Source organism: Streptomyces sp. NPDC101160 (genome assembly GCF_044768205.1).
In the GTDB taxonomy this organism is placed as follows: Bacteria; Actinomycetota; Actinomycetes; order Streptomycetales; family Streptomycetaceae; genus Streptomyces.
This window is the reverse complement of record NZ_JBIWPJ010000005.1, coordinates 204,366-229,753: the sequence shown is the minus strand read 5'-3', so window position 1 is coordinate 229,753 and position 25,388 is coordinate 204,366. Positions and strand designations below refer to the sequence as shown.

The window sequence follows — 25,388 nt, the reverse complement described above, 5'->3', positions numbered from 1 at the left end:
CCGTCGGTCAGCGGCGCGGCTGGGCGTCGAGGACCTGCTGCAGCGCCTCGAACTCCTCGACGCACTTGCCGGAGCCGAGGGCCACGGAGTCCAGCGGGTCCTCGGCGATGTGGATCGGCATGCCCGTCTCGCGGCGCAGCCGCTCGTCGAGGCCGCGCAGCAGCGCGCCGCCACCCGTGAGAACGATGCCGCGGTCCATGACGTCACCGGAGAGCTCCGGCGGGCACTTGTCGAGGGTGGTCTTCACCGCGTCGACGATGGCGTTGACCGGTTCCTCGATGGCCTTGCGGACCTCGGCGGCGGAGATGACCACGGTCTTGGGCAGGCCGGAGACCAGGTCGCGGCCGCGGATCTCGGTGTGCTCGTCCTCGCCGAGGTCGTAGGCGGAGCCGATGGTGATCTTGATCTGCTCGGCGGTGCGCTCGCCGAGGAGGAGCGAGTACTCCTTCTTGACGTGCTGGATGATCGCGTTGTCGAGCTCGTCGCCGGCCACCCGGATGGACTGTGCCGTGACGATTCCGCCGAGGGAGATGACGGCCACCTCGGTGGTGCCGCCGCCGATGTCGACGACCATGTTGCCGGTGGCCTCGTGGACCGGGAGGCCCGAGCCGATGGCCGCGGCCATGGGCTCCTCGATGATGTGCACCTGGCGGGCACCGGCCTGGGTGGACGCCTCGATGACGGCGCGGCGCTCGACACCGGTGATGCCGGAGGGCACGCAGACGACGACCCGCGGGCGGGCCAGGTAGCGGCGCTTGTGGATCTTGAGGATGAAGTAGCGGAGCATTCGCTCCGTGATCTCGAAGTCGGCGATGACGCCGTCCTTCAGCGGGCGCACGGCGACGATGTTGCCGGGCGTCCGGCCGATCATCTTCTTCGCCTCGGCACCCACCGCGAGGATGCCGCCGGTGTTGGTGTTGATCGCGACGACGGACGGCTCGTTCAGAACGATGCCTCGACCCCTGACGTACACCAGCGTGTTGGCGGTCCCGAGGTCGACAGCCATGTCACGGCCGATGAACGACATTGAGTTCCCCTTGTTTCCCATGAGGATGCGTCGGGCCTTCCCTAGCGGAGCGTTGACGGCTTCTCAGGTCGGCGAGGTGGTGGCTGAAGGTGGTGCGGCGTGGAGTTTTCCATCGTAGTGCCGCCCACACGGATACCGCGCGGCGGACCGCCTCAGGCCACCTCTGTATAGGTGACGGAATGACGCGGCGATCCGTTCCCGGGATCGGCGTTCATATGCCTGGGGGCGACCGAATTCCTTCGGTCGCCCCCAGGTCATGACGCTGATCGGCTGACACCGGGTGACAACGGGTCAGACAGCGGCTCCGTCTCAGCCGAGGCCGGGGAAGAAGATCTTCAGCTCGCGGGCCGACGACTCCTCGGAGTCCGAGGCGTGGATCAGGTTCTCGCGGACGATGGTGCCGAAGTCGCCGCGGATCGAACCCGGGGCGGCGGCGATCGGGTCGGTCGGGCCGGCCAGCGTGCGCAGACCCTCGATGACCCGCTCGCCCTCGACGACGAGCGCGACGACCGGGCCGGACTGCATGAAGCCCATCAGCGGCTCGTAGAAGGGCTTGCCCTTGTGCTCGCCGTAGTGCTGCTCCAGCGTCGCCTGGTCCAGCTCGCGCATCTCCAGGGCCGTGATGGTCCAGCCCGCCTTGCGCTCGATACGGCCGATGATCTCGCCGATCAGACCACGGCGGACGGCGTCGGGCTTGAGCAGGACGAGCGATCGCTGGCTCACGGTGGAACTCCTTCAGACAACGGTGTGCGGGGCCCTACTGAATCTACAGGTCCCGCACCAGCCGTCATCACGCAGCGTCAGGCCCTGCGGAGCCCTGGTGGGCGGCCCAGCTCGCCTTGATGGCGTCGATCCGGCGCCCGTAGTGCACCGAGGCCCACCACAGCACGGCGAAGACCGCGCCGAGGAAGAACATGCTCGGCACGAAGAAGCCGCTGGCGATCAGCGCGATCTGCAGCGCCCAGCCGAGCTGCACGCCGCCCGGACGGGTGATCATCCCGCACAGCAGCACCGAGAGGACCATGGCGATCACGCAGACCGTCCAGACCGTCGACATCGCCAGGGAGTCGTCCTTCATGGCGACGAGCCCGGCGAAGCCGATCACGAAGAACTCGCCGATCAGCGTCGAGGCGCAGAGCGTACGCACAGGATTCAGCCCCTCTTGAGCAGCAGCCGGGCGTCGCCGACCGTGAAGATCGAACCGGTGACGAGGACGCCCGCGCCGCCGAACTCGCCCTCCTCCTCGGCGAGCGTGATCGCCGCCTCCAGGGCGTCGTCGAGCCGCGGCTCCACCACGACCCGCTCCTCGCCGAAGACCTCGACCGCGAGCGCGGCGAGCTCGTCGACGTCGGTGGAGCGCGGGTTGGAGTTCGCGGTGATCACGACCTCCGCGAAGATCGGCTCGAAGGCCTCGAGCAGCCCGCGGGCGTCCTTGTCGGAGCTGGTCGCCACGACGCCGATGAGCCGGGAGAAGCCGAAGGACTCGGTGATGCCGTCGGCGGTGGCCCGGGCGCCGTGCGGGTTGTGCGCCGCGTCCAGGACGACCGTCGGGGACTTGCGCACGACCTCCAGGCGGCCCGGCGAGGCCACCTGGGCGAAGGCGCGGCGGATCACGTCGATGTCGAGCGCGCGGGCGTGCTGCGCGCCGATGCCGAAGAACGCCTCGACGGCGGCGAGCGCCACGGCCGCGTTGTGCGCCTGGTGCGCCCCGTACAGCGGCAGGAACACCTCGGGGTACTCGCCGCCGAGGCCGCGCAGGGTCAGCAGCTGCCCGCCGACCGCGACCTCGCGCGAGACGACGCCGAACTCCATGCCCTCGCGGGCCACGGTGGCGTCCACGTCGACGGCCTTCTTCAGGAGCACCTGGGCCGCGTCCACGGGCTGCTGGGCGAGGATCACGGTCGCGCCCGGCTTGATGATCCCGGACTTCTCGCCGGCGATCTCGCCCGGCGTCTCGCCGAGCCGGTCCGTGTGGTCGAGGTCGATGGGGGTGACGACGGCGACGGAGGCGTCGATGACGTTCGTCGCGTCCCAGGTGCCGCCCATGCCGACCTCGACGACGGCCGCGTCCACCGGGGCGTCGGCGAAGGCCGCGTACGCCATTCCGGTGAGGACCTCGAAGAAGGAGAGCCGGTACTCCTCGCGCGCGTCGACCAGCTCCACCATCGGCGCGATGTCCCGGTACGTCTCGACGAACCGCTCCGGGTCGATCGGCGCGCCGTCCAGGCTGATGCGCTCGGTGATGGTCTGCACGTGCGGCGAGGTGTAGCGGCCGGTGCGCAGGTCGAAGGCGCCGAGCAGGGACTCGATCATGCGGGCGGTGGAGGTCTTGCCGTTGGTGCCCGTGATGTGGATCGACGGGTACGCGCGCTGCGGCTCGCCCAGCACGTCCATCAGGGCCGCGATCCGCCTGACCGAGGGCTCCAGCTTGGTCTCGCCCCAGCGGGTGGAAAGCTCGGTCTCGACGTCGCGCAGCGCCTTGTCGACCTCGGGGTCGGCGGGACGGCTCGGCACCGGGTCGCCCTGCGGCGGACCGGCCATGGCGCGCAGGGTGCGGCTGCCGGCCTCGATCACCGCCAGGTCGGGGTCGCGGTCGGTCTCGGTGTCGACGATGTCGTCGAACACGTCGCCGTGGTCGCTGTCGTCAAACTGGTCGCGGTCGTCGCGGGGCTCACTCACGCACCCAGTCTACGAAGCGCCACCGACAAGACCCCACAGGACCCGGCAGGGCGCCCCCGGCTACCGCAGCCCCGCCGGCAGCGACGCCCGCACCACGTACGCCCCGTGCTCGCGCCCCGCGTCCAGCGTGCCGCCCATGCTCGTGACGCGTTCGGCCATGGAGACCAGGCCGGTGCCGGTGGAGACGGGGGCGCGGTCGGGCGGGGCCGGGGGCAGCGGGTTGCGGACCTCGATGCGGAGGGCGTCCGGGTCGTCGACCGTGATCGTGACGGTCACCGGGAGGCCCGGCGCGTGCTTGGCGGCGTTCGTGAGGCACTCGCGCACCACGCGGTGGACGGCCGTCTGGCGCAGCGGCGACAGCGCCTTGGCCTCCTCCGCCACCTCCAGGTGCACCGGGCTGCCCGTCCGCTCGCTCTCCTCGGCGAGCGCGGCGAGACCGTCCAGGCCGGGCGTGGCGGCGGGGTCGTCGCCGCGCCGCACGATGGTCTCGTTGAGCATGCGGTGGGCGCGCCGGGCGGTCTCGGAGAGCTCCTCGAAGTCCCGCTGGTGCGCCTCTCCCTTGGCCCGTACGGCGAGCACCTCGGCCCGCACCGCGAGCAGCGTCAGCTCCCGGCCGACCAGGTCGTGGACGTCGCGGCCGACGGAGATCCGCTCCTCCTGGACGGCCTGCCGGGCGGCGGCCTCGCGGCGCTGGACCTCCAGGGCGCGCACCAGGTCGTGGCGGTAGGCGGCGATGCCGACGCCGGCGGCGAGGACGCCGATGGGGACGACGAGGCTGAGGAAGTCGCTGAGGGTCTCGCCGTGGCGCTCGGGCCAGCCGGGCAGGTTGAAGTAGACGTAGGCGGCGCCCACGTAGAGCAGGGTGGCGAGCACCGCGACCCGGCGGCCCCGGAAGCGGCCGAGCGAGTACAGCGCGAACTGGATCATCGTCAGCTCGTGCAGCCAGCCCATCATGAAGATCGCCACCACGAAGGGCACCCAGGGCGCCTTCCGGCGCAGCACCAGCGTCGCCGCGCCGGCCGCGAGGACCAGGGTCGCGGTGATGCCGGTGAGCGAGTTGTCGGCGCGGGCGAGGCCCGGCACGTCCAGGACCATCAGGCCGAAGGCGAAGACCGCGGCGACGGCGTCCGTCGCCCGGGGCGACACCGCCCACCGGTCCATGCGGCGGCGCAGCGCGCGGACGGAGGCGGGAAGCGGAAGCATGCGTTCCATCATCCCGGGTCCTTGGTCCCGGCGCCGAGGACCTGAAGTCCCGTCGGATGTGAGATCGGACATGTCAGGCATATGCGAAGGAGCCCGGAACCGTCAGCGGTTCCGGGCCCCTTCGTCATGCGGCTGCCGTACGGGCTACGCCTGCGGCAGGCGCTCCAGCTGCGCCTGGATGCGGGCGATGTCCTCGTCCGCCTTGGCGAGCCGGCCCTTGATCTTGTCCACGACGTTGTCCGGGGCCTTGGCCAGGAAGGCCTCGTTGCCCAGCTTGCCCTCGGCCTGTGCCTTCTCCTTCTCGGCGGCGGCCAGGTCCTTCGCGAGCCGCTTGCGCTCGGCGGCCACGTCGATCGTGCCCGACAGGTCGAGCGAGACCGTCGCACCGGCGACCGGCAGGGAGGCGGTGGCGGAGAAGCCCTCGCCCTCCGGCTGGAGGCGGAGCAGCTGGCGGATGGCGGCCTCGTGGGCGGCGAGCGGCGTGCCGTCCAGCTCCAGGCGGGCCGGGACCTTCTGGCCGGGCTGCAGGCCCTGGTCGGCGCGGAAGCGGCGGACCTCGGTGACGACCTGCTGGAGGTTCTCGATCTCGGCCTCGGCGGCGTCGTCGCGGAAGCCGCTGTCGGCCGGCCACTCGGCGATGACGAGCGACTCGCGGCCGGTGAGCGTGGTCCACAGGGCGTCGGTGACGAACGGGACGATCGGGTGCAGCAGGCGCAGCATCACGTCCAGGACCTCGCCGAGGACCCGGCCGGAGACCTTGGCCTGCTCGCCGCCGGCGAAGAACGTCGTCTTCGACAGCTCGACGTACCAGTCGAAGACCTCGTCCCACGCGAAGTGGTACAGGGCGTCGCTGAGCTTCGCGAACTGGTAGTCCTCGTAGAGCGCGTCGACCTGCGCGACCGTCTTGTTGAGCCGGGACAGGATCCAGCGGTCCGTCGCGGACAGCTGCTCGACCGGCGGCAGCTCGCCCTCGATGGTCGCGCCGTTCATCAGCGCGAAGCGGGTCGCGTTCCAGATCTTGTTGGCGAAGTTCCGGGACGCCTTGACCCAGTCCTCGCCGATCGGGACGTCGACGCCGGGGTTGGCGCCGTTGGCCAGGGTGAAGCGGACGGCGTCGGAGCCGTACTGGTCCATCCAGTCCAGCGGGTTGACCACGTTGCCGAAGGACTTCGACATCTTCTTGCCGTTCTGGTCACGGACCATGCCGTGCAGGGCGATGGTGTGGAACGGCGGGGTGCCGTCCATCGCGTAGAGGCCGAACATCATCATCCGGGCGACCCAGAAGAAGAGGATGTCGTAGCCGGTGACCAGGACGGAGTTCGGATAGAACTTCTTGAGGCTCTCGGTCTGCTCGGGCCAGCCCAGCGTGGAGAACGGCCACAGGCCGGAGGAGAACCAGGTGTCCAGGACGTCGGTGTCCTGGTACCAGCCCTCGCCGGCGGGCGGCTGCTCGTCCGGTCCGACGCAGACGACCTCGCCGTTGGGGCCGTACCAGACCGGGATGCGGTGGCCCCACCACAGCTGGCGCGAGATGCACCAGTCGTGCAGGTTGTCGACCCAGTCGAAGTACCGCTTCTCCATCTCCTGCGGGTGGATCTTGACCTTGCCGTCACGGACCGCGTCACCGGCGGCCTTCGCGAGCGGGCCGACCTTGACCCACCACTGCATCGACAGGCGCGGTTCGATGGTGGTCTTGCAGCGCGAGCAGTGGCCGACGGAGTGGGTGTACGGGCGCTTCTCGGCGACGATCCGGCCGTCGGCGCGCAGCGCGGCGACGATGGCGGAACGGGCCTCCAGGCGGTCCAGGCCCTGGAAGGGGCCGTGGACGGTGATGACTGCGTGCTCGTCCATGACGGCGATCGACGGCAGGGAGTGCCGCTGGCCGATCTCGAAGTCGTTCGGGTCGTGCGCCGGGGTCACCTTGACGGCGCCGGTGCCGAACTCCGGGTCGACGTGGGTGTCGGCGACGACCGGGATGCGACGGCCGGTCAGCGGCAGCTCGATCTCGGTGCCGACGAGGTGCTTGTACCGCTCGTCGTCCGGGTGGACGGCGACGGCCGTGTCACCGAGCATCGTCTCGGCGCGGGTCGTCGCGACGACGATGGACGCGTCGCCCTCGCCGTACCGGATGGAGACGAGCTCACCGTCGTCGTCCTGGTACTCGACCTCGATGTCCGAGATCGCGGTGAGGCAGCGCGGGCACCAGTTGATGATGCGCTCGGCGCGGTAGATCAGCTCGTCGTCGTAGAGCTTCTTGAAGATGGTCTGGACGGCCTGGGACAGGCCCTCGTCCATGGTGAAGCGCTCGCGCGACCAGGCGACGCCGTCACCGAGGCGGCGCATCTGACCGGAGATCTGCCCGCCGGACTCGGCCTTCCACTTCCAGACGCGCTCGACGAACGCCTCGCGGCCCAGGTCGTGGCGGGACTTGCCCTCCTTGGCCAGCTCGCGCTCGACGACGTTCTGGGTGGCGATGCCGGCGTGGTCCATGCCGGGCTGCCACAGCGTCTCGTAACCCTGCATCCGCTTGCGGCGGGTGAGGGCGTCGATGAGCGTGTGCTCGAAGGCGTGGCCCAGGTGGAGCGAGCCGGTGACGTTCGGCGGCGGGATGACGATGGTGTACGGAGGCTTGTCGCTCTTCTCGTCCGCCTCGAAGTAGCCGCGCTCTACCCAGCGCTCGTACAGCGGCCCCTCTACCTCGGCCGGCGTGTACTGGGTCGGCAATTCGGTGGTGGCTGCTGTCTGCTGCTGAGTGTTCTCGGTCACGGGCCCAGTTTAGGGGTGTCCCGGGCCCGCGCAGAAACGCGATTGTTCCGTAACGGTGTGGCCCCCACCGCCCCGGCGCGGCAAGGCTTCCGACAGGATGTTCGCTACGCATAAACATCCTGTGAGGGATCTTGTGAGGGGAAGCAGTCGATGAGCTACAACCAGCCCGGGCCGTACGGCGGCGGTCAGCCGAACCCGTACGGGCAGCAGCCCGGCCAGCCCGGTCCGTACGGGCAGCCGCCGCAGGCGCCGTACGGTCAGCCGCCGCAGGCCCCGCAGCCCGGCTACGGCTACCCCCAGCAGGCTCCGCAGGGTGTTCCGCCGCAGCAGCCGTACGCCCAGCCCGGGTACGGGCAGCAGCCGAGCCCGTACGGCCAGCAGCCCGGCCAGCCCGGCCCGTACGGCCAGCCGCCGCAGCCCCCGTACGGCGCCCCGCAGGGCCCCGGTGGCTACATGCCGCCGCCGCCCGCGCCGAAGAAGTCCAAGGCGCCGCTGACCATCGGCATCGTCGCCGCGGTCGTCGGTCTCGCGATCGGCGCGTACTACGCGTTCGGCGGCGGTGGCGGCGCGAACGTGGCGGACGACGGCCCGCACAAGCTGATCACGCCGGCCACGGTGCTCACCGAGTACAAGAAGTCCGACAAGGAGCAGTCCTCCAAGGACAAGGAGTCGCTGCAGGAGGCAGAGAAGGACGGCGTCAAGAACGCCACCGAGGTCGGGGCCCAGTACCAGGTCAAGGACGAGGCCAACCCGCTGGCCGGCAAGCTGATCCAGTTCAACGGCCTCTACGGCGAGATCGACGACCCCGAGAAGGTCGTCGACACCATCTTCGCCACCATCAAGGCGGAGTCGACGAAGAGCAGCGACCAGGGCGCGCCGACGTTCGACGGCGACCCGGTCGCGTACACGCCGGCGGGCCTCGACGGTGCCATCCTCAAGTGCCAGTCGGGCAAGACCAAGGCCGACCCGACCGAGAAGATCCCGGCGATGAACATGACGGCCTGTGTGTGGGCCGACCACAGCACCGTGGGCATCGTCATCCCGGTCGACATGGCCTCGATGCTCACCGGCAAGGGCTCCACCGGAGCGGAGGCCGCGGACATCACGGCCAAGTTCCGCAAGGAGGTCCGCGTCAAGGCCTGAGCCGCGGCGCACACCAAAGGGGCGCCCCCGCCGAGTCGTTCGGCGGGGGCGCCCCTTCGCGTGAGTCTGCCGTGATCAGGCCGACTTCTCGTGCCTGCCGTCGTGCTTGACGATCCGCGGCACCAGCGTCGGGTTCACGTTGTCACGGACCACGTCCGCCGTGATGACCACGCGGGCCACGTCCTTGCGGGACGGGACCTCGTACATCACCGACTGGAGGACCTCCTCCATGATGGCGCGCAGGCCGCGCGCGCCGGTGCCGCGGAGGATGGCCTGGTCGGCGATGGCCTCCAGGGCCGGGCGGTCGAAGTCCAGCTCCACGCCGTCGAGTTCGAAGAGGCGCTGGTACTGCTTGACCAGCGCGTTGCGGGGCTCGACGAGGATCTTGAGCAGGGCCTCGCGGTCCAGGTTGTGCACCGAGGTGATGACGGGGAGACGGCCGATGAACTCGGGGATCATCCCGAACTTCACCAGGTCCTCCGGCATGACCTCCTGGAACTGGTCGCTCGCCTCGATCTCGCGCTTGGAGCGGATGGTCGCCCCGAAGCCGATGCCCTTGGCGCCGGCCCGCGACTCGATGATCTTCTCCAGGCCGGCGAAGGCGCCGCCCACGATGAAGAGCACGTTCGTCGTGTCGATCTGGATGAACTCCTGGTGCGGGTGCTTCCGGCCGCCCTGGGGAGGAACCGAGGCCGTCGTGCCTTCCAGGATCTTCAGGAGGGCCTGCTGCACGCCCTCGCCGCTCACGTCGCGCGTGATCGACGGGTTTTCGCTCTTACGGGCGACCTTGTCGATCTCGTCGATGTAGATGATCCCGGTCTCGGCCTTCTTGACGTCGTAGTCGGCCGCCTGGATCAGCTTGAGCAGGATGTTCTCGACGTCCTCGCCGACATAGCCGGCCTCCGTCAGCGCGGTGGCGTCGGCGATCGCGAACGGCACGTTGAGCATCCGGGCCAGGGTCTGCGCCAGGAGCGTCTTGCCGGAGCCGGTCGGGCCGAGCAGCAGGATGTTGGACTTCGCCAGCTCGATGGCGTCGTCCCGGCCCTGCGCGCCGCCGTTCTCGCTGGCCTGGACGCGCTTGTAGTGGTTGTAGACCGCGACCGAGAGGGCCTTCTTCGCGGGCTCCTGCCCGACGACGTACCCCTCGAGGAACTCGTAGATCTCGCGGGGCTTGGGGAGCTCCTCCCACCGCACCTCGCTCGTCTCGGCGAGTTCTTCCTCGATGATCTCGTTGCAGAGGTCGATGCACTCGTCGCAGATGTACACACCGGGTCCTGCGATGAGCTTCTTCACCTGCTTCTGGCTCTTTCCGCAGAACGAGCACTTGAGCAGGTCGCCGCCATCACCGATGCGTGCCACGAGGTGCTTCCCCTTCGCCTGGGAGCGCTTGGTTCAGCGACTCCTGGTGCCTCATATTCGACGGTACCTTGCCGGGCCCCCCGTTCGGGCCCCCCTTGGCGCGGTTGGCATGGTCGGAATTCGGCCATGCCGCCCGTCCTGCCTCCCGCGCCACGGGAACGTCGAGCGTCAGACTGCCGAGGCGGCCGTGCTCTTGCGGGTCGAGATGATCTGGTCGATCAGGCCGTACGCGAGGGCGTCCTCGGCGGTCAGGATCTTGTCGCGCTCGATGTCGTCGCGGATCTTCTCGATCGGGGTGGTGGAGTGCTTGGCCAGCATCTCCTCCAGCTGGCTGCGCATGCGCAGGATCTCGCGGGCCGCGATCTCCAGGTCGGAGAGCTGCTCACGGCCGGTGCCGCCGGACGGCTGGTGGATCAGCACGCGGGCGTTCGGCAGCGCCATGCGCTTGCCGGGGGTGCCGGCGGCCAGCAGGATGGCCGCGGCGGAGGCCGCCTGGCCCATGCAGACCGTCTGGATGTCCGGCTTCACGAACTGCATCGTGTCGTAGATGGCGGTCAGCGCGGTGAAGGAGCCACCGGGGCTGTTGATGTAGATGGAGATGTCGCGGTCCGGGTCCATCGACTCCAGGCACAGCAGCTGCGCCATGACGTCGTTGGCGGAGGCGTCGTCGATCTGCACGCCGAGGAAGATCACGCGCTCCTCGAAGAGCTTCGCGTACGGGTCGTACTCGCGGATGCCCTGGGAGGTGCGCTCGACGAAGCGCGGGACGACATAGCGGTTGTCCACCTGCGGGCCCGTGTAGAGGCCGCTCGCGGAGAAGTTCGGGGTGGTCATGGGGCTGTTCACCATCCTGAGGGCGGGTGGGAGGTCTTGGGCTGTCGGAACGGGCTGCCGGCGCTGCCGGGGCTCAGGCGCCCGTGCCGCCGCCGCCCGGGACACCCGCGGCGTGGGTGATGATGTCGTCGATGAGGCCGTACTCCTTGGCCTCCTCCGCGGTGAACCAGCGGTCGCGGTCGCCGTCGCGGATGATCCGCTCGACGGTCTGGCCGGAGTGCTCCGCGGTGATCTCGGCCATGCGCTGCTTCGTGCGGAGCAGGTAGTCGGCCTGGATCTTGATGTCCGAGGCGGTGCCGCCGATGCCGGCGGAGCCCTGGTGCATCAGGATGTCCGTGTTCGGCAGCGCGAAGCGCTTGCCGGCGGCGCCGCCGGTGAGCAGGAACTGGCCCATGGACGCTGCCATGCCCATACCGATGGTCACGACGTCGTTGGGGATGTACTGCATGGTGTCGTAGACGGCCATGCCGGCCGTCACGGAGCCACCGGGGCTGTTGATGTAGAGGTAGATGTCCTTCTCCGGGTCGGCGGCCAGAAGGAGCATCTGCGCGGTGATCTTGTTGGCGATGTCGTCGTCGACCTGCTGGCCGAGGAAGATGATGCGCTCGCCGAGCAGCCGGTTGTAGACATGGTCGCCGAGGCCACCACCGATGGACGGCTCACCCGCGGCGTAAGGCTTCAGATTCGTCACGTATCCACCTGCTCGTCTCCGACGGCCCCGTGCCGTCTCGCGTCTCGTTCTGAGGGCAGTGCCCCCGTATCCATGGACCCTAACGCGCTGGTAGGCGGGCGCCATCCCGGTTCCCGAACTGTTCGCTGGGAGCGCAAGGTAGTTGGGGGCGCATAAAGGGCTCGGACTACGTCCACGGGCCCGGACGCACAGCTGTGCGTCCGGGCCCGTGGCGCGGGATCAGCGGGCTTCACCGGGCGGCCTGGGCCGCCCGACGGGCCTTACTTGTCCTCGGAGACCTCGGCCTCGCCGGTGACGGCCTCGACCGTCTCGGTGGCCTGCTCCTCGTCCTCGTCGGACAGGTCCACGACCTCGCCGTTGGTGTCGACGACCTTGGCGGCCTCGACGACGACCGCGAGGGCCTTGCCGCGGGCGACCTCGCCGACGAGCATCGGCACCTGGCCGCCCTGGACGACGGCCTGGGCGAACTGGTCGGGGGACATGCCGGAGGAGGCGGCGCGGCGCATCAGGTGCTCGGTGAGCTCGTCCTGCTCGACGTTGAGCTTCTGCTGGGAGACCAGCTCGTCGAGGAGGAACTGGGTCTTGATGCCCTTGACGGCCTGCTCGCGCGTCTCGGCGTCGAACTCTTCCTCGGTCTTGCCCTGGAACTCCAGGTACTTCGCGAGGTCGAGGCCCATCTGGCCGAGCTGGTGGTGCTCCAGGTTGTGCTTGCGGGTGTTGATCTCCTCCTCGAGCAGCTTCTCGGGGACGGGGATCTCCGCCAGCTCCAGGAACTTCTCCAGGACGCGCTCCTGGGCCTGGGTGGCCTGGTCGAACTGCTTCATGTTCTCGAGGCGCTTGCGGCTGTCGGCCTTGAGCTCGTCGAGGGTGTCGAACTCCGACGCCATCTGCGCGAACTCGTCGTCCAGCTCGGGGAGCTCACGGGCGGCGACGGCGGTGACCTTGACGGTGACCTCGGCCTCCTTGCCCGCGGCCGAGCCGCCCTTCAGCTCGGAGGTGAAGGTGGCCTCGCCGCCGGCCTCCAGGCCGGTGACGGCGGCGTCGATGCCGTCGAGCAGCTCGCCGGAGCCGATGGTGTACGAGACGCCCTCGGCGACACCGTCGGGCAGGACCTCGCCCTCGACCTTGGCCTCGAGGTCGATGGTGACGACGTCACCCTCGGCGGCGGCGCGCTCGACCGGGTTGGTGGAGGCGAAGCGCTCGCGCAGCTGCTCCACGGACTTCTCGACGTCCTCGTCGGTGACCTCGATGGCGTCGACCTCGACCTCGATGCCGGAGTAGTCCGGGATCTCGATGGTCGGGCGGACGTCGACCTCGGCGGTGAAGGAGAGCAGCTCGCCGTCCTTCAGCTCCGTGATGTCGACCTCGGGCTGGCCCAGCGGGTTGACCTCGGCCTCGTTGACCGCGGCGTTGTAGAGCTTCGGGAGGGCGTCGTTGACGGCCTCCTCCAGCACCGCACCACGGCCGAAGCGCTGGTCGATGACGCGCGCGGGGATCTTGCCCTTGCGGAAGCCCTTGACCGTGACCTGCTGGTTGATCTTCTTGTACGCCGCGTCGAGGCTGTCCTTGAGCTCCTCGAAGGGCACCTCGACAGTGAGCCGAACCCGGGTCGGGTTCAGGGTCTCCACGGCGCTCTTCACGGTTCGGTCTCCTTGTGGCTGATTCCTGGTTTCCGGCGGCGCCGCCAGGGGCGGTTCCGGCCGATCGGCCCGGTCAGAGAGACACACGGGCACGCAGCTTGCATAGTAACCGCAAGCGGCTCGCGCCCCACAACGTGATCTTGGCTGGTCGGGGTGGCGGGATTTGAACCCACGGCCTTCCGCTCCCAAAGCGGACGCGCTACCAAGCTGCGCCACACCCCGTCGGTGCGACACGTAGGGTACATGGACGGGGACGGTGCGACGCCCCCTCTTTCCGAGGAGCGTGCGGGCACCCGCCCGGACCCGCTACGATGGCGTCCGTGCCGCGGCCCTGATGGCCTGCGGCGCAGTGCTTGCGGGCGTAGCTCAATGGTAGAGCCCTAGTCTTCCAAACTAGCTACGCGGGTTCGATTCCCGTCGCCCGCTCCAGGTAGGGCGAAAGGCCCCGCGGACCGTGTCCGCGGGGCCTTTCGTCATGTCGGAGAACCCTCAGAACGTGGTCCTCGGAACATGGTCCTCAGAACCTGGTCCTCAGAACCTGGTCCTCAGAACTTGATGGAGGCGATCGACGCCGTTATCGAGTCCAGGAAGTTCTGGATGTTCGGCGCCATGCCGGTGGACGCGAGGAAGAAACCGAAGAGGACCGCGACGACGGCCGGGCCGGCCTTGAGGTTTCCGCCACGGATCAGCACCACCAGGATGATCGCCAACAGCAGCACCACGGACAGTGAGATGGCCACAACTGATCACACCCTCGGTCGGTTTCGCCTTGCCGCCCGGGAGCGCACGCCACAGAACACCCCCGCCGCACCTATCGTGCCACCAACTTCTTGCCCAGCGGGGGCGGGTGACGAATCGTCGACGTCGAATTCCAGCCAACATGACGGAATTACGTCTTGATCATTTCGCTGTGATCCCGAGGAGTGCCCGGACCCGGGCGTACTTGGCGGTGAGCCGGTCCCGGGTCGCCGGATCGAGCACCGCGAGCCGCTCCGGGTCGGCGTTGTGCGCGAGATCGGCCTCCTTGACCAGCAGGGCGCCCGGGGTGGCGAGGATCCGCCGCGCGTACGCCTCGAGCTCCTCGCCGGGCCGCTTGGTGAGCGCGAGCACCATGGCCTTCACCTCGGCGGGCAGGGCCGCTCCCGCCAGCCACTCCTCCGACAGCGCCTGGTCCTCGACGGCGTCGTGCAGCCAGCCGGCCGCGATCTGCGCGGAACTCCCGCCCCGCGCCCGTACGCCCTCGGCGACGGCCCTCAGGTGCTCGGCGTACGGCCGCCCGGCCTTGTCGGTCTGCCCGGCGTGGGCGGCGACGGCGAGCGCCTCGATCTCCGGGAGCGAGAGCGGTGCGGGGCCGGTCATGGCGGTCATCCCTTGCGGCTGATGAGGAGCAGGGCGCGGTCGTCGTTGACGTCCTTGGCGCAGGCTTCGATGAGGTGCCAGGCGGCGCCCTCGAAGCCGGCGGCGACATAGCGGTCGGCCTCGCCGGTGAGGCGGTCGATGCCCTCGGTGAGGTCGCGGTCGGCGCTCTCGACGAGGCCGTCGGTGAAGAGCATGAGCACGTCGCCGGGGCGCAGGGAGCCCTTGACCGGGTGGAACTCGGCGCCGTCGTAGACGCCGAGGAGGGGGCCTTCGGCGGCCTTCTCCTCCCAGCGGCCGGTGCCGGCGTGGAGCTGGAGGGCGGGGAGGTGGCCGGCGGAGAGGAGCTCGTAGTCGCCGGATTCGAGGTCGAGGACGAGGTGGACGGAGGTGGCGAAGCCCTCGTCCCAGTCCTGGCGGAGCAGATAGCCGTTGGCGGCGGGCAGGAAGCCGTGCGGGGGCAGCGAGCCGAGCAGTCCGCCGAAGGCGCCGGAGAGCAGCAGGGCGCGCGAGCCGGCGTCCATGCCCTTGCCGGAGACGTCGGTGAGGACGACTTCGAGGGTGCGGCCGGCGTTGGTGCGGGCGGCGACGACGAAGTCGCCGGAGAAGGACTGGCCGCCGGCCGGGCGCAGCGCCATCTCGCGGTGCCAGCCGCCGGGCAGGCGGGGCAGGGCGCTCTGCACCCGGATGCGTTCGCGCAGGTCGAAGAGCATGGTGCCGCCGCGCCGCCAGGGCACGCCGACACGGGCCCGGAACTGCGCGATGAGCAGTCCGAAGAAGCCGCAGGCGGCGACCACGAGGACGGTGCCGGGCGTGACCCGGGCCGGTCCCTGGGTGTACGGGCCGAGGACGACGGACTCGACGATGAGCGCGCCCGCGGCCGCCGCGTACAGGCCGAGCAGGCTGGCGGGGCGCAGCACGAGCCCGCCGGCCACGATCGGCAGGACGAGCGCGACGGGCGAGCACCACACCGGGTTGAGCAGGGAGGCGGCGGCGATCGCCGGGACGGTGAGCAGGAGTCCCGCGAGCGCGACCCAGTCGGAGCCGTCGCCGCGGAAGTAGTCGACCGCGCTCCGGCGCAGCCCGATGCGGGCCCGGGCTGCGCTCCTGCGCATCCGGGCCGCGTACGTGTGCACCGCTCCGCGTCGTCCCATTGGCCTGGACCCTATCCATCCGATCGGAGCTCGTGCAGGGGGACCCTTGTGACAACGTGTGCGAAATCGGTTCGCGCCGGGCCGCGGGGCGCTGATATCGGTGGCATATGACGACCGAACTGCGGGTGCTCGACCCTGCCGAGTGGGACAACTGGTTCGCGGTCCTGGAGCGCGCCTTCGGCGGGCCTCCCGAGTCGGACGAGGCACGCGCGCTGTGGCGCGAGCTGACCGAGCCCGAGCGGTTCCTCGGCGCCTGGGACGGGGACCTGTGCGTCGGTGCGGCGGGCGCGTTCACCTTCCGGCTCACCGTGCCGGGCGGGGCGTCGGTCCCGGCGGCCGGGGTGACGATGGTCGGCGTGGCCGCCACGCACCGGCGGCGCGGGATCCTCACCTCGATGATGCGGCGCCAGCTGGCGGACGTACGGTCCTGGGGCGAACCGCTCGCCGTCCTCACGGCCTCGGAGCCGGCGATCTACGGGCGGTTCGGGTACGGCGTGGCGACGCTGGAGGCGCGCGCGGTGATCGACACGACCCGGGTGCGGCTCACCGTGCCGCCGGGCACGGACGACGTGTCGCTGCGGGTGACGACGCCGGCGGAGGCGCTGGAGGCGACCGAGGCGGTGTACGCGAAGCTGGTGCCCGGCCGGCCCGGGATGCTGGCCCGGCGGCCCGGCTGGGAGCGGCAGGCGCTGCTCGACCCGCCGGGCGAGCGGGAGGGCGCCTCGGAGCGGCTGTGCCTGCTCGCCGAGCGGGACGGCGAGGTCGTCGGCTACGCCCACTACGCGACGAAGCCGGACTGGTCCTTCGCGGGCGCCGACGGCTCCGTCCTGCTGCACCGGCTGGCCGGCCTCGACCCGGCGGCGGAGGCGGCGCTGTGGCGCTACGTGTGCTCGGTGGACCTGACCTCGCGGGTGAACGTGTACGACCGTCCGGTGGACGACGCCTGGCAGCACCTGGTCAGCGACGTGCGCCGGTGCGAGCCGAAGCTGCGGGACAGGCTGCATGTGCGGCTGGTGGACGTGGGCGCGGCGCTGGAGGCGCGCGCGTACCAGGCGCCGGTGGACGTGGTCTTCGAGGTCGAGGACGCGTTCTGCCCCTGGAACGAGGGGCGTTGGCGGCTGACCGGGGACGCGAAGGGCGCGGTGTGCGCGCGGACGGACGACGCGGCGGATCTGGCCTTGTCCGTACGGGAGTTGGGGGCGGCGTATCTGGGGGGCGTGTCGCTGGTGTCGCTGGCGGCGGCGGGCCGCGTGCGCGAGCTGCGGGACGGGGCGCTGGTGGAGGCGTCGGTGGCCTTCGGGTCACCCGTGGCGCCGTGGCTGCCGCACGGTTTCTAGGGGGTGTCTCGTCGATCAGGCCGGATCAGGGAGCGGCGTCTGGTGCATGGGGTCTCCCCAGGCCCGCAGGGCCTAGGGGACGCATCGCAAGGCGGAGGAGGGAGTCCATGCGGAGCATCGGCGACCGACGACAACGCGGCGAGGCGCGGTGCTGGGGGCACCTCCCAGGCGAAGCTCTGGGGGAGTCGCGAGCCCGGCATGATCGGCGAGACACCCCCTAGCGCGCCGGTCAGCGCTGCTGGCACCCCGGGCACCAGAACAGGTTCCGCGCGGCCAGTTCCGCCGTGCGGATCTCCGTGCCGCAGATGTGGCAGGGCTGGTGGGCGCGGCGGTAGACGTACACCTCGCCGCCGTGGTCGTCGACGCGGGGCGGGCGGCCCATGGCCTCGGGGGTGTGTTCGCGGCGGACGGTGTCGATGCGGTTGAGACGGACGCCCTCGCGCATGAGCATCGCCAGGTCGGCCCAGATCGCGTCCCACTCCCCCGCGGTCAGGTCCCGGCCGGCCCGGTACGGGTCGATGCCGTGCCGGAAGAGGACCTCGGCGCGGTAGACGTTGCCGACGCCCGCGACGATCTTCTGGTCCATGAGGAGCGCCGCGACGGTCGTACGGGACCGGGAGACGCGCTGCCACGCGCGGGTGGGATCGGCGTGCTCGTCGTCCTCGCGCAGCGGGTCGGGGCCGAGGCGGGCGTGTATCGCGTCCTTCTCGGCGTCGGTGATGAGCGCGCAGGTGGTGGGGCCGCGCAGGTCGACGTACGACTCGGGGTTGGCGAGCCGCAGCCGGACCGTGTCGGTGGGCGGCGGGGCCGGGGCGTCGCCGAAGCCGACCTTGCCGAAGAGGCCGAGGTGGATGTGGACCCACTCGTCGCCGGGGAAACCCAGGAAGAGGTGCTTGCCGTGGGCCTCGGTGCGGGCGAGGACGGTGCCGTCGAGCAGCGCGGCCGAGTCGGCGAACTTGCCCTGGGGGCTGGAGACGCGCACAGGCCGGCCGCCGAACCGTTCCCGGTAGTCGGCGGCCAGCCGGTGGATGGTGTGCCCTTCGGGCATCAGGCGGTGGGCTCCTGCGGGTGGTGGGCCGGGATGGCCGGGAGCTCGCCGGTGGTCTCGTACGTCGCGAGCATGTCGATGCGGCGGGTGTGGCGCGCGTCGCCGGAGTACGGGGTCTTGAGGAAGACCTCGACGAAGCTGGTGGCCTCGTCCTGGCTGTGCATGCGGGCGCCGACGGCGACGACGTTGGCGTTGTTGTGCTCGCGGCCGAGGGCGGCGGTCTGCTCGCTCCAGGCGAGGGCGGCGCGCACCCCCTTGACCTTGTTCGCGGCGATCTGCTCGCCGTTGCCGGAGCCGCCGATGACGATGCCGAGTGCCTCCGGGTCGGCGGCGGTCTTCTCCGCGGCGCGCAGGCAGAACGGCGGGTAGTCGTCCTGGGCGTCGTAGATGTGGGGGCCGCAGTCGACGGGCTCGTAGCCATGGGCCGTGAGCCACTCGACGAGGTGGTTCTTGAGTTCGTAGCCGGCGTGGTCGGAACCGAGGTAGACGCGCATGTTCCGAGTGTGGCACGCCGGGGCCGGGGTAAGGGCCAGCGGGGTCGGGACCTTGGTCCTGTCGGGTTCGGTCGTTTTTCGTGATTTATGTCCCGAATGTGACCTGAGTCACGATCCGGAATCAACTCTTCCTTACTCGTCGGTCGCCAGGTTTCATATCCGCAGCTCGCGACCCGAGCGCCCCCACTGCAGAAGGAAGCGTTGATGAACACGCAGCCGACCCTGACGAAGGAAGGCGGCGACACCGGCACCACCGGCGACGCGCAGCACTCCGACGGCTCGAACGGCCTCAAGGCCGGTCTCAAGAACCGCCACCTGTCGATGATCGCCATCGGCGGCGTCATCGGCGCCGGACTCTTCGTCGGATCCGGTTCCGGCATCGCCGCGGCCGGCCCCGCCATCCTGCTGTCCTACGCGCTCGTCGGCGCGATGGTCGTCTTCGTGATGCGGATGCTCGGCGAGATGGCCGCGGCCCGCCCGTCCTCCGGCTCCTTCTCCGCCTACGCCGACCGCGCGCTCGGCCGCTGGGCCGGCTTCACCATCGGCTGGCTGTACTGGTTCTTCTGGGTGGTCGTGCTCGCCGTCGAGGCGACCGCCGGCGCCAAGATCCTCGAGGGCTGGATCCCGGCCGTCCCGCAGTGGGGCTGGGCGCTCATCGTGATGGTGGTGCTCACCGCGACCAACCTGGCCTCGGTCTCCTCGTACGGCGAGTTCGAGTTCTGGTTCGCCGGCATCAAGGTCGTCGCCATCGGCGCCTTCGTCGTGATCGGCATGCTCGCCGTCTTCGGCGTGCTGCCCGGCTCGAAGAACCCCGGCGCGGGCTTCGCGCACCTCACCGACAGCGGGGGCTTCTTCCCGATGGGCGCGGGCGCGGTGCTCACCGGCGTCCTGATGGTCGTCTTCTCCTTCATGGGCAGCGAGATCGTCACCCTCGCCGCCGGCGAGTCCGAGGACCCGCAGAAGGCCGTCACCAAGGCGACCAACAGCGTCATCTGGCGGATCGGCGTCTTCTACCTGGGCTCGATCTTCGTCGTCCTCACCCTGCTCCCGTGGCACGACAAGTCGATCGTCGACAAGGGCTCGTACGTCGCCGCCCTCGACTCCATCGGCATCCCGGCCGCCGGCCAGATCATGAACGTGATCGTCCTGACGGCCGTCCTGTCCTGCCTGAACTCCGGCCTCTACACCGCCTCCCGCATGGCCTTCTCGCTCGGCCAGCGCGGTGACGCGCCCAAGGCGTTCGCCCGCACCAACAAGCGCGGCGTGCCGACGACGGCCATCCTCGCCTCCGTGGTCTTCGGCTTCGTCGCGGTCTTCTTCAACTACAAGTGGCCGGACACCGTCTTCGCCTTCCTGCTCAACTCCTCCGGCGCCGTCGCCCTCTTCGTCTGGCTGGTCATCTGCCTGACCCAGCTGAAGATGCGCGGGATCATCCTGCGCGAGACGCCCGAGAAGCTGATCGTGCGGATGTGGCTCTTCCCGTACCTGACCTGGGCCACGGCGGCGATGATCGTCTTCGTCCTCGGCTACATGGTCTACGACGGCGGCAGCAACCGTGAGCAGGTCGTGCTCTCGCTGCTGGTGGCGGCCCTGGTGCTCGCGATCGGCCTGGTCAAGGACCGGATCCAGAAGCGTCCGGAGCCCGAGCTCGAGCTCGAGAACGTCTGACCGTGACCCTGTGAGAAGAGGCCCCGCCGTTCGGCGGGGCCTCTTCTCGTACGACTCTCGTACGGCTCTCGTACGGCACTCTTACGGCGCTGGTACGGCTCTTGTACGGCGGGGGCGTCAGCCCTTGCGGCCGACGAGCTTCCAGGCCGTCGGCAGCGCACCCATCGCCAGCGCCGCCTTGACCGCGTCGCCGATGAGGAACGGGACGAGGCCGGCGGCGACGGCCTGGCCGAGGGTCATGCCGGTGGCCAGCGCCAGGTACGGCACGCCGACCGCGTAGATGATCGCGGAGCCGAGCACCATCGTGCCGGCCGTGCGCAGCATCGAGCGGTCGCCGCCGCGGCGGGCGAGCGCGCCGACCACGGTGGCGGCGAGCAGCATGCCGAGGATGTAGCCGAAGGACGGCATCGCCCAGCCGGAGGACGCCTCGGCGAACCACGGCAGGCCCGCCATGCCGGCGACGGCGTACAGGCCGAGGGAGAGGAAGCCGCGCCGGGCGCCGAGGGCGGTGCCGACGAGCAGGGCGGCGAAGGTCTGACCGGAGACCGGGACCGGGGAGCCCGGGACCGGCACGGTGAGCTGCGCGGCGAGGCCGGTCAGCGCGGCGCCGCCGGCGACGAGCGCGAGGTCGCGGACGCGGCTCGCCGGGATCAGGTCGGCGAGGACCGAACCGGAACGGAGGGAGGAGACGGGGGCGGCGGCGGTGCTCATCGGTCGGTACTCCGCGGGACTTGAGGGACGAGGGACAGGCTCGACCGTATGCCAGGAGTGAACACCCGATCACGGTCAGCCGCCCACAAAGCCCCGGGCGGGCCTTTCGTGGAGATCAGACAAGTCGACCACTGACGCCCGTCCGCTACGTGACGCTTGTCACGGGGAAGTCCTGCCAGGAGATCCCTTTTGCGTCAACGCCCGCTCACCGGAGAGACTGTGGAGTCCCCATAAACAACCGAAGAGCGCGAGCCCCCCACATGCACGAGGCACCACTCGCCCCGCAGTCGTCCCGGTCGTCCCTCGCTCCCGAACAGGAGCCGCTCTCGCACGGGCTGAAGCAGCGTCATCTGACGATGCTGGGCCTCGGCGGCGTGATCGGCGCGGGACTCTTCGTCGGTTCGGGCGCGGGCATCGCGGTCGCCGGCCCCGGCATCGTCGTCTCGTATCTGATCGCCGGCGCGCTCGCGATGCTGGTCATGCGGATGCTCGGCGAGATGTCGGCGGCCATGCCGGCCTCCGGCGCCTTCTCGGTGCACGCGGAGCGGGCGCTCGGGCGCTGGGCGGGCTTCTCGGTGGGCTGGCTGTACTGGTTCCTGCTCGTCGTGGTCCTCGCCGTGGAGGCGACGGGCGCGGCGCGGATCGCGCACGGCTGGGTGCCCGGGATCCCGCAGTGGGGCTGGGTACTGCTCTTCATGTTGGTGTTCACGGCCACGAACCTGGCGGCGGTGAAGAACTTCGGCGAGTTCGAGTTCTGGTTCGCCGCGCTGAAGGTCGGCGCGATCGTCCTCTTCCTGGTGCTCGGTGTCCTCGCGGCCGTCGGCTGGCTCCCCGACACGGAGCCGGCGGGGCTCACGAACCTGACCGGGCAGGGCGGTTTCCTGCCGAACGGCTGGTCCGGGGTCGTGTCGGGCGTCCTCGCCGTCGTCTTCGCCTTCGGCGGCCTGGAGGTCGTGACGATAGCGGCGGCCGAGTCCGACGATCCGGCGCGCAACGTGGCGCGGGCGGTGCGCAGCGCGGTGTGGCGGATCCTCCTCTTCTACGTGGGTTCCATGCTGGTGATCGTCACCCTGCTGCCGTGGACCGCGATCGAGCCGGGCGAGTCGCCGTACGTGGCGGTCCTGGACGCGATCGGGGTGCCGGGGGCCGGGCAGATCATGAACGTGGTGGTGTTCGTGGCGCTGCTGTCCGCGCTCAACGCCAATCTGTACGGGTCGTCGCGCATGGTGTTCTCGCTGGCCGAGCGCGGCGAGGCACCCGAGAGCCTGCTGAAGCCGTCGGGCGGGGGAGTGCCGCGCCGGGCGGTGCTGGCGTCGGTGGTGTTCGGCTTCGTCTCCGTACTGCTCAATCTGAAGTGGCCGGATTCCGTCTTCCTCTACATGCTCAACGCGGTCGGCGCGGTGCTGCTCTTCGTGTGGGCGCTGATCGCGGTCTCGCAGCTGCGGCTGCGCCGCCGGATCGAGCGCGAGGCGCCGGAGACGCTGACCCTGCGCATGTGGGGCTTCCCGTGGCTGACCTGGCTCGCGCTCGCCGCGATGGCCGCGGTCGTCGTGCTGATGCTGCTGGACGACGGCTCGCGCCCGCAGGTGCTGTGGTCGGCCGGTGCGACGGCGGCGGTGCTCGCGGTGGCGTGGCTGCGGGAGCTGCGGGAGCCGCAGGAGCCCGGGGACGCGAGCGCGGTACGGAACTGAAACTTCACCTTGTGTGAAGGTGGTGACCGTATAGCGGACGACTGTTCCCTGTGAGCGGTGCGGGCCCACACACTGTGGGCCACTCACCCCGTCTCAGCTAGTGAACAGGGTTCGCCCATGTCTCGGACCACCGCGCCCACGCCGGCCGACCGCAAGGACGGCGCGACCGCCCCCACCGATGGCCTGACCCATGGCCTCAAGCAGCGTCATCTGTCGATGATCGCCCTCGGCGGCGTCATCGGCGCCGGCCTGTTCGTCGGCTCCGGCGCCGGCATCGCCGCCGCCGGCCCGTCCATCGTCCTCGCCTACACGCTCTCCGGTCTGCTCGTCATGCTCGTGATGCGCATGCTGGGCGAGATGTCGGCCGCGTACCCGTCCTCCGGCTCGTTCTCCTCGCACGCCGAGCGGGCCTTCGGCTCCTGGGCCGGCTTCGCCTCCGGCTGGGCGTTCTGGGTGCTGCTGAGCGTCGCCGTCGGCCTGGAGGGCATCGGCGCGGCGAAGATCGTCACCGGCTGGCTGCCCGGCACGCCCGAGTGGGCCTGGGTCGCGCTCTTCATGCTGGTCTTCTGCGGCACCAACCTGGCGGCCGTGAAGAACTTCGGCGAGTTCGAGTTCTGGTTCGCCGCCCTGAAGGTCGGCGCGATCACCCTCTTCCTCGGCCTGGGCGTGCTCGCCGTCCTGGGCGTCCTGCCCGGCACCGACTCCCCCGGCACCGCGAACCTGTTCGGCAAGGGCGGCTTCCTGCCCAACGGCAGCGAGGGCCTGGTCATCGGTCTGCTCGCCTCGGTGTTCTCGTACGGTGGCATGGAGACCGTCACCATCGCGGCCGCCGAGTCCGACAACCCGGTCAAGGGCGTCGCCAAGGCCGTGCGCACCGCGATGTGGCGCATCTCGCTCTTCTACATCGGCTCGATGGCCGTCGTCGTCACCCTCATCCCGTGGGACGACAAGGCCATCACCGAGAAGGGCCCGTACGTCGCGGCCCTCGACCACCTGGGCATCCCGGGCGCCGGCCAGATCATGAACGTCGTCGTCCTGATCGCCCTGCTCTCCGCGATGAACGCCAACATCTACGGCTCCTCGCGCATCGCCTTCTCCCTGGTCCACCGCGGCCTCGGCCCGAAGGTGCTCGGCAAGGTCTTCGGCGGCGTGCCGCGCCCGGCCGTGCTCGCCTCCTGCTTCTTCGGCTTCGTCTGCGTCGGCCTCAACTACTGGTCGCCCGAGACGATCTTCCCGTGGCTGCTCAACATGATCGGCGGCGTGATCCTGGTCGTCTGGATCTTCATCGCCGCCTCGCAGCTGGTGCTGCGCCGCCGCCTGGACCGCGAGGCGCCCGAGAAGCTGGTCGTGCGGATGTGGCTCTACCCGGGCCTGACGTACGTCGCCCTCGCCGGCATGGCGGTCATCTTCTATCTGATGGCCCGTGACGAGGGCACCCGCGTCCAGCTGTACGCGACGGGCGCGATGACGCTGGTCCTCGCGGTGATCGGCATCGTCCGCCAGAAGGCGGGCGCCGGAGCGGGTGCGGTGACGCCCGCGGCCGAGGAAGCCTGACCCGTCCCGGACCGAACGAGGCCCCGCCGAGCACGCCATGTGCTCGGCGGGGCCTCTTGGCTTCACGCCCCGCAGTACGGGGCGGTGCGCACGTGTCCACCGTGGTTCTCGTCGTCGGTGCCGAGCAGGGCGTCGTCGGAGCCGGGCAGGCACTCGACGGCCTCGATCTTGTAGCCCGGGAAGGTGCCGAGCACGGCCGGGCTCGCGGCGAGCGTGACCCGCACCTTGCCGGTGGCCGAGACCGTGACCCGGCCGATGTCGCTGACGGCCGAGTCGAACGGGCCGTCGTCACCCGCGTCCGTCGCCGAGCTCGCCAGGATCCGGCCGGAGTCGGTCACCGAGATGTCGGAGATGTGTCGGGTGCCGTCGCTCTGCGGGTACGTGGAGGTGTACGCGCGCTTGGTCACCGCGCCGAACAGCGGCCGGCCCCAGGAGGCGAAGGTGAGCGGCGCCGCGTACAGCGTGGCCGGCCGGCCCGGGCCCTCGCCGCGGTCGGCCCACAGGGCGGCGAGCTGCCCGTCCCGGGCGACGAGCGCGAAGCTCTCGTAGTCGTCGCCCTGGCCGATGGCCGGCAGCGGGGCGTAGTCGAGGACGGTGGCCCTGGGGCCGTCGACCTCGATGCGGTAGACGATGCCGCGACTGGCGAGCGCGAGGTACTCGCCGGGCGTCCCCGGGACGGCCTCGATCGCCTCCAGGTCGTCGGGCTCGGCCCCGTTCCAGGCGAGCCGCCCGACGGCGACGGCGCCGGCCGCGTACGAGACGCGGGAGAGCCGCGGCTGTCCGGAGCGCTTGTTGTCGTTGACGAACAGGGCGCTGTCGCTGCCCCGGCCCTCGGAGGCCAGGCCGCTGACTCCGCTGCGGGCGTCGGTGCCGACCTGCTGCCAGTCGTCGGGGGGCGCGGCGCCGGCGGGCGCGGCGGCGAGGGCGGTGAGCAGGAGGGTCGCCGCGGCGAGCTTCAGGGCGTGGAGGGGGAGTCGCATGCCCGCACGCTATTGATCTTGACCGGTCCGCACCGGCGCCGGTTGACCGCAAT

The 25,388-nt window shown here is 70.5% G+C and carries 22 protein-coding genes and 2 tRNA genes; 6 read left to right on the top strand and 18 right to left on the bottom strand.

Features of this window, described 5'->3' with window-relative positions:
• Nucleotides 1–7: 7 nt before the first annotated feature.
• The 6 genes from ACIRSU_RS17320 to ACIRSU_RS17295 form a co-directional block, all read right to left on the bottom strand.
• On the bottom strand, nt 8–1,027 hold the full coding sequence (locus ACIRSU_RS17320; protein ID WP_403792923.1) for a rod shape-determining protein: 1,020 nt from the start codon (nt 1,025–1,027) through the stop codon (nt 8–10).
• Between the two features lie 309 nt (nt 1,028–1,336).
• Nucleotides 1,337–1,750 carry a nucleoside-diphosphate kinase gene (ndk, locus tag ACIRSU_RS17315; protein ID WP_403792921.1) on the bottom strand — a complete coding sequence of 138 codons (414 nt, stop codon included), beginning with the start codon at nt 1,748–1,750 and terminating at the stop codon, nt 1,337–1,339.
• Nucleotides 1,751–1,817: 67 nt separating this feature from the next.
• Nucleotides 1,818–2,174, bottom strand: a complete 357-nt coding sequence (locus ACIRSU_RS17310; protein ID WP_403792919.1) for a DUF4233 domain-containing protein — start codon at nt 2,172–2,174, stop codon at nt 1,818–1,820.
• Nucleotides 2,175–2,179: 5 nt separating this feature from the next.
• On the bottom strand, nt 2,180–3,706 hold the full coding sequence (locus ACIRSU_RS17305; RefSeq protein WP_403792918.1) for a bifunctional folylpolyglutamate synthase/dihydrofolate synthase: 1,527 nt from the start codon (nt 3,704–3,706) through the stop codon (nt 2,180–2,182).
• Between the two features lie 60 nt (nt 3,707–3,766).
• Nucleotides 3,767–4,909, bottom strand: coding sequence for a sensor histidine kinase (locus ACIRSU_RS17300; protein WP_403792916.1), 1,143 nt, complete (start codon nt 4,907–4,909; stop codon nt 3,767–3,769).
• Between the two features lie 144 nt (nt 4,910–5,053).
• On the bottom strand, nt 5,054–7,675 hold the full coding sequence (locus ACIRSU_RS17295) for a valine--tRNA ligase (RefSeq protein WP_403792914.1): 2,622 nt from the start codon (nt 7,673–7,675) through the stop codon (nt 5,054–5,056).
• A 150-nt stretch (nt 7,676–7,825) separates the two neighbouring features.
• On the opposite strand from ACIRSU_RS17295, the gene ACIRSU_RS17290 reads away from it, so the two are divergent.
• The gene (locus ACIRSU_RS17290) at nt 7,826–8,818 is read left to right on the top strand and encodes a hypothetical protein (RefSeq protein ID WP_403792912.1); all 993 of its coding nucleotides are present in this window, start codon (nt 7,826–7,828) and stop codon (nt 8,816–8,818) included.
• 75 nt (nt 8,819–8,893) lie between these two features.
• Here ACIRSU_RS17290 and clpX read toward each other — a convergent pair whose 3' ends face one another.
• From clpX to ACIRSU_RS17265, 5 genes are all read right to left on the bottom strand, one after another.
• Nucleotides 8,894–10,177, bottom strand: coding sequence for an ATP-dependent Clp protease ATP-binding subunit ClpX (gene clpX, locus ACIRSU_RS17285; RefSeq protein ID WP_403792911.1), 1,284 nt, complete (start codon nt 10,175–10,177; stop codon nt 8,894–8,896).
• A gap of 168 nt (nt 10,178–10,345) precedes the next feature.
• Entirely contained in the window at nt 10,346–11,011 is a 666-nt protein-coding gene (locus ACIRSU_RS17280; RefSeq protein WP_403792909.1) for an ATP-dependent Clp protease proteolytic subunit, read from the bottom strand.
• 73 nt (nt 11,012–11,084) lie between these two features.
• On the bottom strand, nt 11,085–11,702 hold the full coding sequence (locus ACIRSU_RS17275; RefSeq protein ID WP_403792907.1) for an ATP-dependent Clp protease proteolytic subunit: 618 nt from the start codon (nt 11,700–11,702) through the stop codon (nt 11,085–11,087).
• Nucleotides 11,703–11,962: 260 nt separating this feature from the next.
• Nucleotides 11,963–13,342, bottom strand: coding sequence for a trigger factor (gene tig / locus ACIRSU_RS17270; RefSeq protein ID WP_403792906.1), 1,380 nt, complete (start codon nt 13,340–13,342; stop codon nt 11,963–11,965).
• A gap of 145 nt (nt 13,343–13,487) precedes the next feature.
• Nucleotides 13,488–13,564: transfer RNA gene (locus ACIRSU_RS17265), tRNA-Pro, on the bottom strand.
• Between the two features lie 133 nt (nt 13,565–13,697).
• On the opposite strand from ACIRSU_RS17265, the gene ACIRSU_RS17260 reads away from it, so the two are divergent.
• A tRNA-Gly gene (locus tag ACIRSU_RS17260) sits at nt 13,698–13,771 on the top strand.
• Nucleotides 13,772–13,887: 116 nt separating this feature from the next.
• Here ACIRSU_RS17260 and ACIRSU_RS17255 read toward each other — a convergent pair.
• The 3 genes from ACIRSU_RS17255 to ACIRSU_RS17245 all read right to left on the bottom strand — a co-directional run bounded on the left by ACIRSU_RS17255 (nt 13,888) and on the right by ACIRSU_RS17245 (nt 15,852).
• Nucleotides 13,888–14,082: a hypothetical protein gene (locus tag ACIRSU_RS17255; RefSeq protein WP_389206162.1), complete on the bottom strand. Its 195-nt coding sequence runs from the start codon at nt 14,080–14,082 to the stop codon at nt 13,888–13,890.
• A gap of 160 nt (nt 14,083–14,242) precedes the next feature.
• On the bottom strand, nt 14,243–14,701 hold the full coding sequence (locus tag ACIRSU_RS17250; RefSeq protein WP_403792904.1) for an HD domain-containing protein: 459 nt from the start codon (nt 14,699–14,701) through the stop codon (nt 14,243–14,245).
• Nucleotides 14,702–14,706: 5 nt separating this feature from the next.
• A complete protein-coding gene (locus tag ACIRSU_RS17245; RefSeq protein ID WP_403792903.1) occupies nt 14,707–15,852 on the bottom strand; it encodes a PP2C family protein-serine/threonine phosphatase in 1,146 nt (381 codons plus the stop codon).
• Between the two features lie 107 nt (nt 15,853–15,959).
• On the opposite strand from ACIRSU_RS17245, the gene ACIRSU_RS17240 reads away from it, so the two are divergent.
• A complete protein-coding gene (locus ACIRSU_RS17240) occupies nt 15,960–17,189 on the top strand; it encodes a GNAT family N-acetyltransferase (protein WP_403792901.1) in 1,230 nt (409 codons plus the stop codon).
• Nucleotides 17,190–17,418: 229 nt separating this feature from the next.
• Here ACIRSU_RS17240 and ACIRSU_RS17235 read toward each other — a convergent pair whose 3' ends face one another.
• Both ACIRSU_RS17235 and ACIRSU_RS17230 read right to left on the bottom strand, forming a co-directional pair.
• Nucleotides 17,419–18,237, bottom strand: a complete 819-nt coding sequence (locus ACIRSU_RS17235) for an Fpg/Nei family DNA glycosylase (RefSeq protein WP_403792900.1) — start codon at nt 18,235–18,237, stop codon at nt 17,419–17,421.
• Nucleotides 18,237–18,731, bottom strand: a complete 495-nt coding sequence (locus ACIRSU_RS17230; RefSeq protein ID WP_403792898.1) for a ribose-5-phosphate isomerase — start codon at nt 18,729–18,731, stop codon at nt 18,237–18,239. The genes ACIRSU_RS17235 and ACIRSU_RS17230 overlap by 1 nt, the downstream gene beginning before the upstream one ends.
• 204 nt (nt 18,732–18,935) lie before the next feature.
• Here ACIRSU_RS17230 and ACIRSU_RS17225 point away from each other — a divergent pair, with 204 nt between their 5' ends.
• The gene (locus ACIRSU_RS17225; RefSeq protein ID WP_403792896.1) at nt 18,936–20,399 is read left to right on the top strand and encodes an amino acid permease; all 1,464 of its coding nucleotides are present in this window, start codon (nt 18,936–18,938) and stop codon (nt 20,397–20,399) included.
• 117 nt (nt 20,400–20,516) lie between these two features.
• On the opposite strand, the gene ACIRSU_RS17220 is transcribed toward ACIRSU_RS17225, so the two are convergent.
• Nucleotides 20,517–21,110, bottom strand: coding sequence for a biotin transporter BioY (locus ACIRSU_RS17220; protein WP_403792895.1), 594 nt, complete (start codon nt 21,108–21,110; stop codon nt 20,517–20,519).
• A 260-nt stretch (nt 21,111–21,370) separates the two neighbouring features.
• Between ACIRSU_RS17220 and ACIRSU_RS17215 the strand changes: the two genes are divergently transcribed.
• Both ACIRSU_RS17215 and ACIRSU_RS17210 read left to right on the top strand, forming a co-directional pair.
• A complete protein-coding gene (locus ACIRSU_RS17215) occupies nt 21,371–22,801 on the top strand; it encodes an amino acid permease (RefSeq protein WP_403792893.1) in 1,431 nt (476 codons plus the stop codon).
• 117 nt (nt 22,802–22,918) lie between these two features.
• Nucleotides 22,919–24,355, top strand: a complete 1,437-nt coding sequence (locus tag ACIRSU_RS17210) for an amino acid permease (protein WP_403792892.1) — start codon at nt 22,919–22,921, stop codon at nt 24,353–24,355.
• A 62-nt stretch (nt 24,356–24,417) separates the two neighbouring features.
• Here ACIRSU_RS17210 and ACIRSU_RS17205 read toward each other — a convergent pair whose 3' ends face one another.
• The gene (locus ACIRSU_RS17205) at nt 24,418–25,335 is read right to left on the bottom strand and encodes a hypothetical protein (protein WP_403792890.1); all 918 of its coding nucleotides are present in this window, start codon (nt 25,333–25,335) and stop codon (nt 24,418–24,420) included.
• Nucleotides 25,336–25,388 lie beyond the last annotated feature (53 nt).